A 17843-nucleotide genomic window follows, 5' to 3' on the forward strand; every position below is an offset into this window, starting at 1 on the left:
GGCCCACTATACTCCGCTTTGCGGAGTATAGTTCCACGGCAGCAACTCGTTGATGCGATTGATTTTGTGACCCGCAATACGCTCCAGCACCCAGCTCAGCCACGCCTGTGGATCCACGCCGTTGAGTTTTGCAGTTTCAATGAGGGTGTAAGCGATGGCCATCGCCTCTCCCCCCTTTTGCGATCCGGCAAAGGTCCAGTTGCGTCGGCCAAGAGCCACAGGCTTGATCGCCCGCTCACAGCTGTTATTGTCCAGCTCCACAAAACCATGATCAAGATAGGGTTTGACCTTAGGGAGACGGGTCAAAGCATAGCGCATGGCTTTGGCCAGCGGTGACTTACCCGAGATCTTTGGTAACTGCGCGTGCAGCCAGCTTTCCAAACTTTCTAAAATGGGTTTTGCCTCCCGTTGTCGGGCACTCTGGCGCACCTCCGCTGGTTGGCCGCGCACCGTCTTTTCGATTGCATAAAGCTTGGCAATCCGCAAGATCACTTCTTGAGCGATGGCCGAACCTGTGGCCTGATAAATCTCGACGAATTTGCGGCGGATGTGGGCCATACAGGCCATCTCCTGTGTCATCTGCGCTGCAAACAGAGCATTAAAGCCTGCATAACCATCGGCATGGACAAATCCTTCATAGTCTTTCAAATGCGTTTCCGGGTGTTCGCCTTTCCGATCTAGAGTGAACCGGTAGTCAGCTGCCGGCGGGGCGGGCCCTGTCCATGGTCTTTCATCACGCACATACGCCCACACTCTGGCGGTTTTGGTTTTCTTGTTCCCCGGGGCCTGTAGCTTGACCGGGGTATCATCGGCAAACAAGGCCTGTCCCTGACGCACATGCTTGGCAATGGCGTCCGCCAGCGGCTTAAGCAAAGCGGTGGATTTCCCAACCCAACCTGCCAGTGTGGAGCGGCTAAGGTCCAGCCCCTCACGCGCATATATCTGAGATTGACGATATAAGGGAAGGTGATCGCAAAATTTGCTGACAAGAACATGTGCCAGAAGTCCGGGACCAGGCCGTCCGCGTTCAATCGGACGCGGGGGGAGAGATGCTTGAGCAAATGTCTCACAACACGCACAGGCTTTACGAGGACGTACAAACTGCCGCACCACAAACCGGCCGGGGATATAATCCAGCTCCTCGGTAACATCTTCTCCCACGGTTTTGAGTGCACCACCACACGCAGTGCACGCATCCCCCACCTCCAGAACTTCCGTGCTCCGCGGCAGGCTTTTGGGCAAGGTTTTCCGTTTGGGCTTGTGTCGGCCACTGTGTCACTGGCCCCAACAACGTCCTGCTTTCCCAAGGAGAGCAACAGTTGCTCAAGATTTTCCGAACGGGTGCCAAACCGGTGGCGATTGGCGCCATGCAGTTGCTGCTGCAGCTGCGCAACCTTCAAAGTCAGCGCCTTTACCTCTTCTCCCAAAAGCGTGACAAGGCCTTTGAGTTCAGCAGCGCTATCCGGGAGATTTTGAAGGTTCACAAGCATGTAATGCTTTTACCATATTGGCCCTGAAACCGCGCCTTAAAACGCGGTTTCTACTATGAATTCCAAGGAATTCTAAACAGTTAGCCACTGGTGAGCGGCCGCCATGTTTTCCGGGGCAGGCGCCAGTCAATCCCTTCCAGTAGCAGCGTCAGCTGTGCCGGGGAGAGGCTGACTTTACCTTGGTTTGCGGCAGGCCAGACAAAATGACCACGTTCCAACCTTTTGGAGAAAAGACAAGCGCCTTGCGTATCCCACCAAATCAACTTGAGTAAATCGCCACGCCGTCCGCGAAACACAAACAAGTGACCGCTGAAGGGATCTTCTTGCAAAACGGTTTCCGCTTTCGCCGCTAACGAGTTAAAGCCACAGCGCATGTCGGTTATGCCTGCGGCAAGCCATACCTTGGTGTTGCTGGGAACCGGAATCATACAGCCAGCTCCTGAAGCAAAGTGGTAACTTGCGGAAGGCTCAAACTGCCTGAAAGCCGAACCTCATGACCTGATGTCATGCGGATTTCCATCACCAATGCAGGCTCGGAACCGGTTTCTGGCGGCGTAGGATCGCAGAGCGTCGATGTCGAGTCCGGAAGCTCCTCAACACTGACAGGAATAAAGGGCTGCCCCGTTGGTTCTGCATTATGGTCTCTCTCAGAAGGATTGTAACGCTCATCCTTTAGCCAATTATAGAGACGTCCTTTGTTCAACCCATGGCGGCGGGCAACCTGAGCCACAGACTCCTTGGCAGACATTGCCTCCTGACAGATCGCCCGTTTGTCCTTGGTACTCCAAGGAACTTTAGTATTGAACTTCATTCATTCTGTCCTGCATGGTTAACTCATGTGGACTATAATTTATGCGGTTCAAAACTGTTAGGTCGGGCAAACCGGACGGACACGTCGCTTCAGTTCCTTGAGTTGTTCTGTACCCATCCCACCGTACTTCTTCTTCCAACGGTAATAAGTTTGCTCGGTAACACCCATCTGGCGGATCGCATCTACGCGCGACATCCCTTGTCCCATCAGGACTTCAACCTGCCGCAACTTAACGACAATCTCTTCTGGCTTTGGTCTCTTGATTCCCATATCAAATCCTCCGTTTTCCTAATCGTAAACGTGGACCACTTCATTGGGGGAAGCTCACATGGCCAGATAACCTGGCCCTTTCAAGTAGCTGTCAAAATCATCGAACAACGCCTTGATGGCACCCGCCTGAGCCAGCTGCTCCCGGTACATCCAAATGGTTTTGGCGTCGGGAACACGATCCTCTAGTCCCACCCCTAAAAGCGGATGAATGACAAGCGATCACGCAGCTGATATTCAGCCAGATCATCCGACAGGTTATACAGGGCACACAAGATGATCGCCTTGAACATTAAGACCGCATCCCAGGGTTTGCGCCCCGCTTTGGACTTGCGACCTTCTGAGCGCTGACGCCAGATGCTTTCAAGCCGAGCGCAAAAACTCTCTCATGGAACGAGTGTATCGATCTTTACCAGCGGATCATTGCTTGCGTCGAGATCCTTATAGCGAGTGGCAATATCAAAAAATCCAAGCTGCCCCATGAACCCTCAAACTATTCATTTCAAGTCATTGACTATACAACAAAAAAGCAGAATTGGAATTTTTAGAGGTGCCCTACAATACCAAACGACTGCATTGTGCTCTGGGTTACCGCCCGCCGGTTCCGGAAGTCATTATTCCGATGGACCAAAGACCAGCCATGCACTAACTTTCAAAGCGGACCATTCAAACGGGGCTATTCAATACAGGCTTACAGCTTTGTCGAACAACTCCAAGTACAAACGCCTTTGAGTGCATCACCAGATAAAGAACAACGCGGAACTTTATAGTTTCATAAAACAATTAGTCCACCTTTTGCTTTAACTTGTTGTATACGCGTACCTTCGGAAGACTGTGTCTACTTTTCAAAGGTACGCTGTAGTTTGCAGTGGGCGCTCTGTAAGAGCGTTTAGTTTTTCGCCCACCAATTATCATATTGATACCCATAAATAGGTGTGTACTCTGGGTGAGAGACGTTTTGCCATCTACCTACCCACTCCGCTGGATTATGGTACAAGGGGATCGCATAAAAGCCGGAAATAAGCACTCGATCGAAGGCGCGAACAGAGTCAATAAATTCCTGCTTGGTACGTGCCGCGACTATTTTGCTGGTTAACTCGTCTATTGCTGGATCCGATGCGCCAACAATATTGCGTGAACCTTTTGTTTTTGCTGCTGATGATGACCAGCGAGAGTACTGTTCGGCTCCAGGAGACAAGGATGACCACCAACGATTAAAGAGCATCTCAAACTCGAAATTGGCTCGTCTTTGTTCAAATTGAGAGGCATCTACTGTTCGTATCACCATGCTAATTCCAATGCGCTCCATAATGCGTTGTAGTGAAAGTGCCACGCGCTCTTCTTCTTTTTTGCGCACCAGTAATTCGAATTCTAACGGCGTGCCGTCCTTGGCATCAACCATTTGTCTATTTTTAAGGGTGTATCCGGCTTTCCTGAGAAGGTTTATTGCTTCGTGGAGCACTTTTCGGTCATGGCCACTTCCATCCGTTTCAGTTGGAAACCATGTGCCATTTAATATGTTTTCTGGAATTTGGCTGGAGTAGGGTACTAATAAAGCTCTCTCCCGTTTACTTGCAGGTCTACCGATTGAGGATAGCTCTGAATTGTCCCAGTATCCGGCTGTACGAGCATACACTCCATTGAATAGAGTTCGGTTGATGAATTTAAAGTCAAGAAGTAGGCTAAGGGCTCGCCGTACGTTTTTATCATTGAACTTATCTAGTCTGGTATTGAAGGCAATGCCATCCATGTTGGCAGGTGTTTTTTTCTCGAAAACTTCCTTAAAAACCCGTCCCTCTTGAAAAGCTGGGAAATTAAATCCATTCACCCAAAAGTTTGGACTCTCAAATTGCATGGCATACACGTCGCCTTTTTTGAAAGCTTCGTGTAAAGCATTACTGTCACGGTAATAGTCAATGATAATTTCATCAAAATTATCAAAACCAATTTTGACAGGTAGATTTTTGCCCCAATAGTTTGGGTTGCGTTTGTAAACAATGCGCCTCCCAGGCTGAACTTCGGAAACAGTGTAAGGGCCGGACCCAAGGGGAGGGGTTAGAGTAGACTGATCAAAGGTTTCCACATTAGTGGCTGCTTTTGAAAAAATTGGGGCCAATGAAATAAGCAATGGTAGTTCTCGATTATTTCCATCTTTGAAATGTAGTTTGACTGAACGTTCACCCGTCTGTTCAAATTTTGTAATTTGCTTATACCAGCCAGAATACGGTGGCCTTCCTTTGTCCCGCAAAAGCTGGAGGGAAAAAATAATATCTTCAACTGTAATTGGTGTCTTATTGGAAAATTGGGCGGCTTGGTTAAGTCTAAACTCAATCCAGTTTCTTGTATCGGGCATGCGGACAGATTCTGCAATATGAGCATAAAGGCTGAAAGCCTCATTGCTAGAGCGCATGAGCAAGCTTTCAAAAATATTGCTTCCCATTTGGCGCTCTTTCATTCCTCTAGCTGTGGTCCATGCTCCTTTGAGTATAAATTGGTTTAAACTGTCGAAGGTACCTTGAACACCAACCTTCATTTGCCCACCTTTGGGCGCATTGGGATTAGCGTAAGGTAAGTGAGGAAAGTCCGCGGGTAGGGCTGGTTGACCATGCATTGCTATTGCGTGAGACCAAGCGATACGTTCTTCGGCATGAGATATAGAGCAAAAAAACAAAAAAAAGGAAAAGATCAACAACTTTAAGAAAACAGTTTTTAATAGAAAATATTGATATATAGATTCTCGGCGAACACCGTACAAAATAGGCATAAAACCTCCAACTCACACTGAATATCTCTATTCATAATCGGTTTTGAATAAAATTCTAGGGCATGAGGTTTGGGAAAAGCGGGCACTTCACGGTATTCTGTAGCTAGAATTTTGCCTCATTCCTGTTTAAACAAGGGGCAACTGCTTCGGGTTGATTTGGTCTAGCCATGTAATTTATATAGTCAGGTGCTATTAAACGTGGTCTTGGTAGAAAGAGCATCTCACTCCCAAATTGCACAGTAAGTTTTCAGGTAGTGCTCATTCGGGTTTTATTGGGAGCACACAACTAAAGGAATTTGGAATGGCCAAAATTGTTAAGCGCATGCTCATGGGCGGAGCTATTGCTGCAGTGGCTGGGCTTGGTATTTCTGGTTCAGTTTCTGCTCAAACTCAGCCCGAGGATGCATGGGTTAAGGTCTGTAATACTGATCCAAAAACCAAAAAAGAGTTCTGCTTTATTAGTCAGGAACTCCGTACTGATACAGGTCAGTTTTTAGCACAGGCTGTCGTTACTGAAGTTTCGGGTGAGGCCCGTAAAAGACTTCGTATGGCAGTCCCCCCTGGAATGTTGTTGCAGCCAGGGTTGGGTGTGCAGATCGACGGTGCAAATAAAACAGCAGCAAAATACTCTATCTGCTACCCTAACGCCTGTTTCGCGGAAATGGTTATCGATGATAAATTCATTGGTAATATGAAGCGTGGTGGTAAGCTGGTAATTTCTACTTATAATCAGCAGGGTAAGATTCGTCCGTTTGACCTGACTTTGAGTGGCTTTACTCGAGTTTATGACGGAGAACCTATTAAGCCGGAAGAGTTGCGGGCAAAGCAAGAGCGTTTACAAAGTGAATTGCAAAAAAGAGCAGAAGCTGCACGCCAACGCCTTATTGAGCAACAACGTAAAGCTAGTGAAACCTCCAACTAGCAGTTGCTGTAATAGTTGAAATAAAAAAGCCGCTCCAGTGTTCGGGGCGGCTTTCTTTTTTGGAGCTATAGTTTAGTGAATATCTACATCTCTTGGAATTAATTCACCGTTTTCCGTTTCATCAAACAATTCTTCTAATTGCGGGTTTCGAAGCGGTTCTCCGCTTTCGTCCTGCTCCAAATTTTGCTCAGACACATAGGCAATGTACTCGGTTTCCTCGTTCTCAGCTAAAAGATGATAAAAAGGTTGATCTTTTGAGGGACGTACATCCTCCGGAATTGCTTCCCACCACTCTTCTGTATTGTCAAAAGTGGGGTCCACGTCGAATATCACACCTCTAAAAGGGTAGAGTCGGTGCTTGACCACCTGACCAATGTGAAATTTGGCAGACCTAATTTTCTCCATAATACTCTCACAATCCGAGGAATTCCAACACCCTCCCATGGGGAGTGCGTGGTATTAGCGAAGTGTATAGGGCAAGGATAGCTTATGTGCAAACAAGTAGTTTTATTATCCTTGATAGGCCTGTGCCAACTCTGGATCTTTTTCGCATACTAAGTCTGCGAGATCACATATGACTTTGGCTTGTTTCCACGTGGCATCGTCTTGCATTTTGCCGTCAATCATAACAGCGCCTGTTCCATCGGGCATTGCCTCCAGTATCTTGCGGGCAAACTTTGTCTCTTCTACGTCGGGAGAAAAGACCCGCTTGGCAATTGCTACTTGGCTAGGGTGGAGAGACCAAGTGCCAACACAACCCATAAGGAAAGCATTCCTGAATTGAACTTCACATGCTTCGGGATCACTAAAGTCTCCAAACGGGCCATAGAAAGCTTTAATACCATGAGCCATGCAAGCATCAACCATTTTCCCGATTGTGTAATGCCATAGGTCCTGCTGATACCCAGTGCGTTGGCTATTAATTGCAGAATCTGCCAGCACTTTATATTCGGGATGACCTCCTCCAACTCGTGTTGTTTTCATCCCACGGGATGCCGCTAGATCTGCAGGTCCAAGGCTCATTCCATGCATTCGTGGGCTACTGGCTGCAATAGCTTCGATATTATTTACCCCTTCTGCAGTTTCTAAAATTGCGTGGATCAAGATGGGCTTTTTGATTCCCGATTTTGCTTCCAGTTGTGCAAGGAGTTGATCTAGAAAGTGAATATCCCATGGTCCATTGACTTTGGGCAACATGATTACGTCAAGTTTGTTGCCACATTGAGTTACAATTTCAGTAAGGTCATCCAAAACCCAAGGGCTTTCAAGGGAGTTAATGCGGGTCCACAGTTTGGTTGAACCAAAATCATTTGCCTTGGCCATTTCAATAAAGCCCTGCCGTGCAGCTTCTTTTTGGTCCGCAGGGATTGCGTCTTCTAAATTACCGAGGATCACATCAACCTGATTAATTAGTTGTGGTATTTTTGCTCTGATTTTTTCTAAATGCGGAGGTACAAAGTGTATCATTCGCTCAAGAGCTACAGGCGGTTCACGGAATGGTGCGGGTGCGCCAATAGCCAGGGGCTGGTAGAAGCTACGGTAGGTCTTCATTTGAAACTATCTCCCAAAATTTCAAGTGACCAAATGGGTCATTGTCACGCTTGAGTATAATGCTTTTTGCACAACCCTAAATCCACCCAAGGAACTAGTTTATACGTAAATTTAAAGTTGTAGACTAATATTCGTTTGTAAGTGACTGATATTTCACAATTTTAAAGACTACTTTTTAGGCCCATTTCTTGAGAATCCACATCCATTGTGTAGGTTTCTCTCGTATCCAGTCCTCAAATTGATCATGTATTGCCTGAGTAGCAACGATGGAATCTGCTTTCTTGTCCTTTGTGACGGGGTAAGGTATCCGCACTGCCTCAATTTCAAAGTGGGATCCCTTTGTTCTGATGGAGCGGATTGCTATGAGGGGCCTGTTTGAGTTTCTAGCGAGTAAAGCAGGTATGTGCGTTGCCTTTGCCGTTTGATTAAAAAACTGAACTTTCACGCCGCGTTTGTCGCGTACATCAGCTACAAAGCAGGGTGAGCCTCCGCTGCGTAATACTGCAATTAGTTTGCGTGCTGTGTCATGGCCCTTACTAAATAGGCCTTTCCGATAGAAGTTTACTCGTTGTTTCATAAGGAATGCTTCAGAAAGAGGGTTGGAAAGTGCTTGGTATACACCAGCTAGTTCAATTCCAAGGTCTCCTGCTCGTAAACCAACGAGCTCCCAGTTGCCACTGTGCATGGTAACAAAGACGGCGTTTCCGCCTTGACAGGCGTGCGTTATTATCTCTGGATTAATAAGTGTGACGCGCTCCTTGTCAGATATGAACCGATCAAGCAGGACGGTCTCTGCAGCTACACGCCCCAAATTGTTCCATACCCCTTTCATGATTTTGTCAGCGTCATCACCATTTATTTCTGGATAGGCGGCAAGGAGGTTGGCTTTTGCTCGTATTTGTCGTTTTGTTCTAGGGGCAACAATCTCCCAAAGTTTACCCATAAAACCTGATGCCAAATCTAAAGGCATGAGGTGTAGAATGCCGCTCATCAGGATAAGCCCAACCCATTCCAATCTCCGCAAAAGCTTTTTTGTCGAGTTGGCTCTCAACTGTAGTTAATCCTTCTTCCAGTTCGTTTGCATAGAAACTGTATTCCTAGCATGATAATTCCTCAAAGTTGGAGGGTGTGTATATGTTCTTGGATTTAGCTAAGCGAAATGAGAAACGCAATAATGCCCTATGTATAGTTCACAATGGAAAAGAAGAGTAGTGCAGGAAGTGGCCGGAAAAATATAATTGCCACCCAACACTTTGTAGTGAAAGTGGGGCATAAGCAACATTTCTCAACTGGATCTAAATATGTGTAAGATGGTAAACTGAGGGGGATGAAGTACCCCCTCTGAGCTTACATGTCACTTATTGAGAGTGAAATGTATCTTGCATCAGGCGGGGTAAGTTCCAGGTTGGCGCAATTCCTTCACGCATTAAAACTTTTCGAACCATGGGGATTTTTACGGCGCTCAGTAACCCCAAGGTTCTGATTGCCTGTATAGGTAGGGCATCACTCAAGAGTGATCTGTTCAATAAATCAACTGCGTTAGTCCGTGTGATGATGTCTGCAGAGCGGCTTCTTTCAAAAGCTGCAAGCATGGAGTTATTTCCAAGGGCTTGAGAGTGTTTTTTGGCTTGAAAAGCGAGGTCGGTTGCTACTGCAATGTCGCGTATGGATAAATTAAGTCCCTGAGCCCCAATAGGAGGGAAGGCGTGAGCAGCTTCCCCTATTAGAATGGACCGATTTCCTGACAACCGTAACGCTCGGAAGCCAGACAATGGGTAAACTTGCAGATCACTTACAATTTTAAATGCACCGAGTAGCGAGTGAGCTCTCTTTTCCAACTCAAAGCCTAGTTCCAGCGTGCTTAGGGCTTTTATTTCCTGAGCTTGCGAAGGAGTAACCACACACACGAGGGAAGATTGATTTCCGGGCAGCGGGACAAGAGTAAATGGTCCGGTTCGTTGATGAAACTCTGTTGATGTGTAGTTGTGAGGCAAAGAGTGATCAAGATTGAGCACCACTGCAGCCTGCGAGTACTTCCAGCTCTTTACATTAATACCTGCGGCTTCCCGAGTTTTTGAGCCTCGGCCATCCGCGCCAATAATAAACTGGGTGGTTATTTCTTGCTCACAGCTGAGGATAATGTGCGCTCTTTCAGTATTCGAAGTGACCTGAGTAGCAGTTCCATCAAAGTAGGTGATAAAGTCATTTTCCTGAATTACTTTCCAAAGTAATCGATTTAACTCATTGTTTTTTATATTATAACCGAAACTGTCGAGACCGAGCTCGAGAGCGTCGAATAGTGCCTCCGGAGCTCGAATTAAGCGCTCTGTGACGTCAACTAGGCGCATTTTTTTTAGAGGTGTAAAAGCACTTTCAAGTTGGTTCCAAATTCCAATATTGCGCATGAAAGTTACAGATGACGCCATTAACGCTGTAGTTCGCGTATCATTCCAGTTGGGTAAAGGACCGACAAGAGCTGTCCTAATTCCTTGGGAGGCGAGCGATAGGGCTGCAAACATCCCTGCGGGGCCAGTTCCGATTACTGCGCTTTCAAATTCGATCATAGTTTTTCCAACAGCTTAAAGTTTTTGGGCTGACTCTTTACCTTCTGATGGGCTGAAAGAAACGTAAGCTGAGCTAAACTGCAAGGCTTCTATTCCCGAGCAAAGATGAAATACCATTGTTTCTCCCAACTAAATTGGATAAATAGCTGCGCAGGGTGTTCTATAGAAAGTTTGGAACAATATGTCTAAGGTAAGCAATCGACGCCAGTGGTTTTGGGATACTGGTCTACCGGTGACACTTCTAAGCTTTGCTGTGGGGCTTGGGTGGCTTTACCTTGGCTTTATGGTTGTTGATATGGTGCCGCGTATGGACATGGGGACGATGGGCCCTGGCATGGAAGTATTCAACAAGTTTAACATGTTCTCTGGCCTTGACCCAATTGTGCGGGCACAGCTGGCCTCCTTGTGTTTACCGTTTGCAGGTGACGCATTTGGGATGCCTGCGCTGGATGGCATTACATTTGGCGATTTCGCACTGATTTTTATGATGTGGATTATGATGGTTCTGGCGATGATGCTACCAAGCTCCACACCAATGCTCAAACGTTATCTGAGTATACAGCCCGGGCAAGGTGTTCTTATTGTTGCCTTGGGCTATGTGCTTGTTTGGGCCATGTTTTCATTCTTTGTCACAGCATTACAGTTAGCACTGCATAAATTCGGTACTCTCAACGAAATGATGGCGCCTACAATTGGTAGCTTTGCTGTTACTATTACTATTTTTACCGGTATCTATCAGTTCACCCCGTGGAAGCTCGCCTGTCTTGCGCGATGCCGCCTGCCAAAAGTTACGAAAGCTGATCATGTTGAGGCTGGGGTGATTGGAGCATTACGTTTTGGTATCGAGCAGGGTGTGTATTGTCTAGGGTGCTGTTGGGCCTTAATGGTGCTTATGTTTGCCGTGGGAGTGATGAATATCCTCTGGATTGCAGTTCTCGGCTTAATGATGGCCTTTGAAAAAAAAACAAATTCAATTTGGTTTACCTATTGTATTGGGGGCGCACTCATTTTATGGGGATGTGCAAACATTTACTTTTCGCCTACGGAATTTTCCTTGCTTGATATGCTTTGGGTAAGACTTTTCCGCTGAGTGTTGCATACCTGCAAGCTTAAAGGACTATATTTTTGCTACTGAAGAAGCCCTCTCCGCTTTTCCTGATTCATATTTTGACTGCATTGGGTGCCCCTCTTGCCTTGCTCGCACTAATAGCTGGGGCTGAAAAAAATCTGCCACTGATGCTATTTTGGCTTTGGGTGGCTTTGATTGTCGATGGGCTGGATGGCCCTTTGGCTAGAAAGTACAATGTAAAAGATAAGCTACCAAGATGGGATGGCGTTATTCTCGATTTGGTAATTGATTATGCCACCTATGTCTTCTTGCCAGCGTTTGCATTGTATCAAAGTGGTTTGCTTTCTCCATTGTGGAGCATTATTTGTGGAGTGGTTATTGTTTTTTCCGGAGCAATTTACTTCGCCGATAATAATATGAAGACCGCAAATGGGGGCTTTAGCGGCTTTCCAGGTGTGTGGAATATGGTCATTGTGGTTCTTATTGCGCTGCAAAGTAGTCCTGTTTGGATTTTATTTATGGTTGCGTTGTGTACGGCTCTTACCTTTTTACCTGTACATTTCGTGCATCCCGTACGAACAGTCCGCTGGCGGTCCCTCACTTTGGGTATTCTTGCTATATGGTGCATATCTCTTGCTTATACGTTGTCGGTAGATTTTCTAGTGCCGACTTTTGTCACCATTTTCATTATTGTAACCAGTATCTATCTGTTTATAGCTGGTGCAGTGCAGCAATTGTTAGATAGATGGTTAAAATAAGATAGAACATCGCGGGTAGTTTCCGTTATCCTCAGTGTTAGAGTAGTAGCACTGAGCGTATTCAGCCAATTCGTGAAACGATTGGAGAATCTATGAGTAATGCGATTCTAATTAGTGGTTTTGGTGGTCCGGAAGTACTGAGCTATAAAGGTTATACGCCTCCCAAACCCGCGCGAGGTGAGGTTGTTCTGCGTCATAAGGCTATTGGACTTAACTTTATTGATACATATTTTCGTAGTGGTTTGTATCAATCGCCGAACGGTCTGCCGTTCATTCCCGGTAACGAGGGGGCTGGAATAGTTGAGGAACTTGGCGAAGGCGTTAAAAACTTTCAAGTAGGGGACCGTGTTGCTTATGCTGGGGCGCTAGGCTCCTACACTCAAGTACGTACAATTAGTACTGATAATCTGGTCAAGCTTCCAGATGGAGTGAGTGAGGAACAAGCTGCTTGCGTTATGTTAAAGGGTATGACTGCGGGCATTTTATTACGAAAGACCTATGCCGTCTCCAATAAGAGTTTTATATTGTACCATGCTGCGGCTGGTGGTGTGGGACAATTCATTGGCCCGTGGGCAGATCACTTAGGAGCAACGGTAATCGGTACAGTTGGATCTCCTGAGAAAGTGGAAATCGCTCACTCACACAATTATCATCATGTAATTAATTATAGGGGTGAAGACTGGGTTTCCCGGGTCAAGGAAATAACAGGTGGCAAAGGGTGCCACGTCGTTTATGATGGAGTTGGAAAAGACACCTTTCATGGGTCACTGGATTCATTAAGGCCTTTGGGAATGTTTGTGAGCTTTGGTCAATCATCCGGCCCTTTGCCTGACTTTAATACAAGTATGTTGGCGCAGCGTGGTTCACTTTTTGTAACTCGCCCTAGGCTTTTCGACTATATTGCTGAACGCAAAGACCTTTTGGAAGTCGCTAGTGACTTATTTACTTTGATTTCCAAAGGGGTACTGAAAGTCTCTGTAAATCATCGTTACCCACTTGCTGACGCTTCTTTAGCTCACCGGGAACTTGAGGCTCGGCGAACAACGGGCAGTACTGTACTTATTCCCTAAAATGTACGTGAGGGGTGCCTTGTTATTAACAGTGGTAGTTTTATGTGCAAACTGGGTGTATTTGCATGAATTTTGCGCAGTGAAGACACTTTTCAAAGTAATTATTTTAAAATAAGCAATTCTTCTCGAGCTATTGAATGGTGCTTCCATTGGTATAGATTTGCCCACGCATTAATTGTTGCTTTTTTGGGCAGACCATCCAATGTTTATTCCATAGGTAGATAGTTGTAATGCTATTTTTTCTAGGTCATCGCTTCCAATACACTTTTAAATCATCTAAATGGAATTGAACACGCTGTGCAAATACTCAGAAAGATGATTTCGTAATTGTCATGATGCTTGACCATGCATTGGACCACCGGATGGTTGGGGCCGCTCAACGAAAAACTAAGTTGATGTATGTTGGACTTAATGGAGTTAGGCCCAAGGAAATTCGCATAGTAAAACGCCTTATAGCTCAAAATCTGACTTGTCTCACCGGTGTTCACGGTATCAATGGTAAGGAATCTTCCTACATTTTGGCTTTCAATGCGTGGCGATCTCTATTGCTTGCTAAGTGGAAATATCTCTTGAGAAAAAAGCTTTCGTCGGGATGAAAATAGCTTGATGAAAGACAGGGTACATAAGCGTTTTGAGGAGAGTATGTGGCGTGGATGATAAAGTGCATGATCTAAACAGACCAGAAGCACGCCCCGAACTTATACGGGTGGCGGGCATTAGCAAACGCTTCGGTGATATTCTTGCTAATAAGGAAGTAGACCTTACTCTTCGTGAAGGAGAAATTCATGCCCTTTTAGGTGAGAACGGTGCAGGAAAATCTACTTTAGTAAAAATTTTGTACGGGGCCTTGGAGCCGAGTTCCGGAAATATCAGCTGGAAACAAAAAAGTGTTACCATTAAAAATCCAGCTGCTGCACGAAAGCTTGGCATAGGGATGGTCTTTCAACATTTCTCATTGTTTGAAGCACTGAATGTAGCTGAGAACATTGCCTTGGCACTGCCAAAAGCAGAAAACCTAAACTCGCTTTCCAAGCGTATTGTGGAAGTCTCCAATAGATATGGACTTCCTTTGGATCCGTCTGCACTAGTTGTTGATTTGCCTGTGGGAGTTCGACAACGAGTGGAGATTGTCCGATGCCTTCTGCAAGAGCCGAAGCTTCTCATTATGGATGAACCGACTTCAGTTCTTACCCCTCAAGAAGCGGATGAGCTCTTTAACACTCTTGTTCGGCTGGCAGAAGAGGGGTGCGCAATATTATATATCTCTCACCGATTGGAGGAAGTGAAGCGCATATGCCATCACGCGACTATTATGCGTCATGGTGAAGTTGTTTCCGAGTGTGATCCTACTAAAGAGACCCCTTCGACACTTGCTCGAATGATGGTTGGAGAGGATATCCACACAATAAAATCTGATGGGAAGTATGATGTTGGCGATGTGTTTCTCTCCCTCAACAATCTAAGTGTCACTGCTGGTGATGCCTTTGGTGTCTCGCTAAAAAATATCGATTTGGACATTCGTTCCGGAGAAATTATTGGAGTGGCGGGGATTGCTGCGAATGGCCAAAGTGAGCTGTTTGACGTTATCTCAGGTGAACTGCTGTCAAGTATACCATCTTCCGTGAAAATGTTTGGAGCGGATGTTGGTTCTAAGGGTATTAATGAAAGACGTCGCCTCGGAGCTGCATTCGTGGCTGAGGAGCGGCTTGGACATGGGACAGTTCCGAGTTTAAAGCTCTCCGAAAACGTACTTTTAACGCGGTATGCTACAGATAAACAGTTTGTGACGAGCGGTATAGTGAACCGCCACGCTGCTGGTGAGATGGAGAAACAGCTTAAAGAGAAGTATGATGTGCGAATGTCGCATGATGACCCAGAAGCTCGCTCGTTGTCAGGTGGGAACTTGCAAAAATTCGTTGTTGGGCGTGAGCTGGATAGGTCTCCCAAGATTTTGGTTGTAAACCAGCCGACATGGGGTGTTGATGCGGGAGCTGCCGCCCTTATTCGCCAAGAGTTGATTAATTTGGCGCGTAGTGGTTCTGCCCTTTTGGTTATCTCACAAGACCTTGATGAAATTTATGAGGTTTCTGACAAAATTGTAGTCTTATCACGTGGAGAATTATCTAGCCCTGAGTTTTCACAGGACATGAGTAGAGAACGCATTGGAATGTTAATGGCAGGCTTGGGAGAGAAGAAAACCTCAGCCAACACTAAACAGGAAGGACGGATCTATGCGTCTGATACTTGAAAAGCGTCCTGAACGTTCACAAGTTATGTCGGTTTTATCTCCATTAATTGCAATCTTGCTTACAGTAATTTGTGGAACCGTGATGTTTAGTTTGTTGGGAGTTAGCCCAGCAGATGCGCTCTATGCCTTTTTTATAGAACCTTTGACCTCTACTTGGTCGATTGAGGAGCTATTGGTGAAAGCGGCGCCACTGATTTTGATTGCGGTTGGGCTATGTGTTTGCTTTTTGTCCAATAATTGGAACATTGGAGCAGAAGGGCAATTTACTTTTGGTGCCATCACTGGATCCATTATTCCAATCCTCTTCTATGACTTTACTGGCCCACTTGCGCTACCATTGATGATTATTATGGGAATGCTAGGGGGAATGGCCTGGGCCGCAATTCCGGCTTTCTTGAAAGTGCGGTTTGGGGCTTTTGAAACATTGACAAGTTTGATGCTTGTTTACGTTTCTCAGTTTTTTCTGGATTTTTTGGTACGTGGACCATGGCGCGATCCTGAAGGCTTCAACTTTCCTGAGAGCCGCCTTTATGATGAGGCTCATATTCTTTGGCCTCTTGGGGATGGCCGTTTACACTTTGGTGCTGTTTTTGCAATAGTTGCTGTTATTGTACTGTGGTTCATGCTTACTAAGACTTTGAAGGGGTTTGAGATCAAGGTAATGGGTGAAACCCCAAGGGCCGGACGTTTTGCTGGATTTTCTGGAAATGGCGTTGTCTGGTTTGGTTTTCTTGTCTCGGGGGCTCTTGCAGGTCTTGCGGGGATGTCAGAGGTTTCAGGAACTGTTGGGCAACTTACGCCTGTTATTTCGCCTGGCTATGGGTTTACGGCTATTATTGTCGCATTTCTTGGGCGCTTGAATCCATTCGGAATTTTATTTGCAGGTCTTCTTCTTGGGCTCTCCTATATCGGCGGAGAAGGCGCTCAAGTCACCCTTGGACTAACAGATAAAACGACGCGTGTTTTCCAAGGCATGCTTTTGTTCTTTGTTTTGGCATGTGACACATTAATTCTTTATAGAGTTCGGATTCTCAAGCTGAAAACTGAAACCGTGGGAGGGTCCTATGAGCGGGCTTGAGGCATTTATTCTTACGGTAATTACTGCGTCTACACCACTCCTGCTTGCTGCAACTGGAGAGCTGGTCGCAGAGCGTTCAGGTGTGCTTAATCTGGGTGTAGAAGGCATGATGATTATTGGGGCTGTGCTTGCTTTTGGTGTAACCCATGTAACCGGATCCACTCTTCTAGGTGCTTTATCAGCCCTTGTTGGTGGCATTCTTATGTCAGTGCTTTTTGCGATCCTTACGTTAAATCTCATGGCAAACCAGATCGCGACTGGTTTAGCCCTGACAATATTAGGCTTAGGTATTTCTGGAATGGTCGGGGAAGCCTTTATCGGCGAGCCAGGGCTACGCCTTGCAACCTTGAACCTTCCAGTTTTGACAGAGATACCGTTTATTGGCCCGATTATTTTTGGTCAGGACTTTTTAGTTTACCTCTCCATTTTTCTCGTATTGGCGGTTTATTTCTTTCTGTTTAGAACACGAGCTGGGCTGATCGTTCGTGCTGTTGGAGATAATCATAGCTCTGCACATGCTTTGGGGTATTCAGTTATTAAGGTTCGTTATCTCGCTGTCATGTTTGGTGGTGGGTGTGCAGGCCTTGCAGGGGCGTACCTATCATTAGTCTACACTCCACAATGGGTTGAAGGAATGACCGCTGGGCGAGGTTGGATTGCGTTGGCTCTAGTAGTCTTTGCCTCGTGGAGGCCTAACCGTGTCCTTGTGGGAGCTTACTTGTTTGGTGCAGTCTCCATTTTACAGTTCCATGCCCAAGCGGCAGGAATCGGAATTCCTTCACAGCTGATGTCTGCGCTACCTTATCTAGCGACAATCATAGTATTGGTGTTGATTACACGTAATGCGACCTTGTCTAAAACTAATACGCCTGCCTGTCTTACAAAACCATTCGTTCCAGACAGATAGCTCAAAGCAGCTTTACCGTGTACGTACTCTACCCAGTAAAGTCTGTTATATAATTACAAGGTGAAACGATCTATCTCAAATAGTGAGGTACAGCGACAGGCAAACAACTGCTTTGTATGAATTTCTCTGTAGAGGGTTTTGACGAAGTGCTACGAAAATAAGCGGTAGGTCGTCGCGGGTGCTGGTCACCTTTGATTATAAAGTCGGGTCGGGCGGATTGATTGCCTTACTCGTAATGTGGGGCAACATCAAGGTTTTAAAGTTGGGAATGGATTTTTTCCAACTTTTGAAGCAAGGGGCTAATTTCCTTCTAGTCTGTGTTTGTAGCCCATGTGGCTAAGAGG

General features: G+C 46.1%; 14 protein-coding genes and 3 pseudogenes. 7 read left to right on the plus strand and 10 right to left on the minus strand.

Features of this window, described 5'->3' with window-relative positions:
- Window positions 1-6: 6 nt before the first annotated feature.
- The 6 genes and pseudogenes from tnpC to P6574_RS09050 all read right to left on the minus strand — a co-directional run bounded on the left by tnpC (window position 7) and on the right by P6574_RS09050 (window position 5332).
- Window positions 7-1490, minus strand: a pseudogene (tnpC, locus tag P6574_RS09020) (IS66 family transposase).
- A gap of 80 nt (window positions 1491-1570) precedes the next feature.
- Window positions 1571-1918, minus strand: a complete 348-nt coding sequence (gene tnpB, locus P6574_RS09030; RefSeq protein WP_310619998.1) for an IS66 family insertion sequence element accessory protein TnpB — start codon at window positions 1916-1918, stop codon at window positions 1571-1573.
- Complete coding sequence (gene tnpA, locus P6574_RS09035) at window positions 1915-2301, minus strand: IS66-like element accessory protein TnpA (RefSeq protein ID WP_310619999.1); 387 nt, start codon at window positions 2299-2301, stop codon at window positions 1915-1917. Before tnpA ends, tnpB begins: the two co-directional genes overlap by 4 nt.
- 84 nt (window positions 2302-2385) lie before the next feature.
- Window positions 2386-2571: pseudogene (locus P6574_RS09040) on the minus strand (transposase); the annotation flags it as partial.
- Between the two features lie 60 nt (window positions 2572-2631).
- Window positions 2632-3050, minus strand: a pseudogene (locus tag P6574_RS09045) (transposase); the annotation flags it as partial.
- Between the two features lie 407 nt (window positions 3051-3457).
- Window positions 3458-5332: an extracellular solute-binding protein gene (locus P6574_RS09050; RefSeq protein ID WP_310620000.1), complete on the minus strand. Its 1875-nt coding sequence runs from the start codon at window positions 5330-5332 to the stop codon at window positions 3458-3460.
- Window positions 5333-5633: 301 nt separating this feature from the next.
- Between P6574_RS09050 and P6574_RS09055 the strand changes: the two genes are divergently transcribed.
- Window positions 5634-6254 (plus strand): invasion associated locus B family protein, encoded by a 621-nt coding sequence (locus P6574_RS09055; RefSeq protein ID WP_310620001.1) that lies wholly within the window; start codon window positions 5634-5636, stop codon window positions 6252-6254.
- Between the two features lie 72 nt (window positions 6255-6326).
- On the opposite strand, the gene hspQ is transcribed toward P6574_RS09055, so the two are convergent.
- The 4 genes from hspQ to P6574_RS09075 all read right to left on the minus strand — a co-directional run bounded on the left by hspQ (window position 6327) and on the right by P6574_RS09075 (window position 10369).
- On the minus strand, window positions 6327-6659 hold the full coding sequence (gene hspQ / locus P6574_RS09060; RefSeq protein WP_310620002.1) for a heat shock protein HspQ: 333 nt from the start codon (window positions 6657-6659) through the stop codon (window positions 6327-6329).
- A 105-nt stretch (window positions 6660-6764) separates the two neighbouring features.
- Window positions 6765-7805 carry an HpcH/HpaI aldolase/citrate lyase family protein gene (locus P6574_RS09065; RefSeq protein WP_310620003.1) on the minus strand — a complete coding sequence of 347 codons (1041 nt, stop codon included), beginning with the start codon at window positions 7803-7805 and terminating at the stop codon, window positions 6765-6767.
- A 175-nt stretch (window positions 7806-7980) separates the two neighbouring features.
- Window positions 7981-8856 carry a lysophospholipid acyltransferase family protein gene (locus tag P6574_RS09070; protein WP_310620004.1) on the minus strand — a complete coding sequence of 292 codons (876 nt, stop codon included), beginning with the start codon at window positions 8854-8856 and terminating at the stop codon, window positions 7981-7983.
- A gap of 307 nt (window positions 8857-9163) precedes the next feature.
- The gene (locus P6574_RS09075) at window positions 9164-10369 is read right to left on the minus strand and encodes a UbiH/UbiF family hydroxylase (RefSeq protein WP_310620005.1); all 1206 of its coding nucleotides are present in this window, start codon (window positions 10367-10369) and stop codon (window positions 9164-9166) included.
- A 253-nt stretch (window positions 10370-10622) separates the two neighbouring features.
- On the opposite strand from P6574_RS09075, the gene P6574_RS09080 reads away from it, so the two are divergent.
- From P6574_RS09080 to P6574_RS09105, 6 genes are all read left to right on the plus strand, one after another.
- On the plus strand, window positions 10623-11459 hold the full coding sequence (locus P6574_RS09080; protein ID WP_310620006.1) for a DUF2182 domain-containing protein: 837 nt from the start codon (window positions 10623-10625) through the stop codon (window positions 11457-11459).
- Window positions 11460-11494: 35 nt separating this feature from the next.
- A complete protein-coding gene (locus tag P6574_RS09085) occupies window positions 11495-12196 on the plus strand; it encodes a CDP-alcohol phosphatidyltransferase family protein (RefSeq protein WP_310620007.1) in 702 nt (233 codons plus the stop codon).
- 92 nt (window positions 12197-12288) lie between these two features.
- The gene (locus tag P6574_RS09090) at window positions 12289-13266 is read left to right on the plus strand and encodes a quinone oxidoreductase family protein (RefSeq protein WP_310620008.1); all 978 of its coding nucleotides are present in this window, start codon (window positions 12289-12291) and stop codon (window positions 13264-13266) included.
- A gap of 649 nt (window positions 13267-13915) precedes the next feature.
- The gene (locus P6574_RS09095) at window positions 13916-15514 is read left to right on the plus strand and encodes an ABC transporter ATP-binding protein (RefSeq protein ID WP_405048085.1); all 1599 of its coding nucleotides are present in this window, start codon (window positions 13916-13918) and stop codon (window positions 15512-15514) included.
- Entirely contained in the window at window positions 15498-16592 is a 1095-nt protein-coding gene (locus P6574_RS09100) for an ABC transporter permease (protein ID WP_310620009.1), read from the plus strand. Before P6574_RS09095 ends, P6574_RS09100 begins: the two co-directional genes overlap by 17 nt.
- Window positions 16579-17499 carry an ABC transporter permease gene (locus tag P6574_RS09105; RefSeq protein WP_310620010.1) on the plus strand — a complete coding sequence of 307 codons (921 nt, stop codon included), beginning with the start codon at window positions 16579-16581 and terminating at the stop codon, window positions 17497-17499. The genes P6574_RS09100 and P6574_RS09105 overlap by 14 nt, the downstream gene beginning before the upstream one ends.
- Window positions 17500-17843: the final 344 nt, after the last annotated feature.

The sequence above is a fragment of the Pseudovibrio sp. M1P-2-3 genome (assembly GCF_031501865.1).
GTDB lineage: Bacteria > Pseudomonadota > Alphaproteobacteria > Rhizobiales > Stappiaceae > Pseudovibrio > Pseudovibrio corallicola.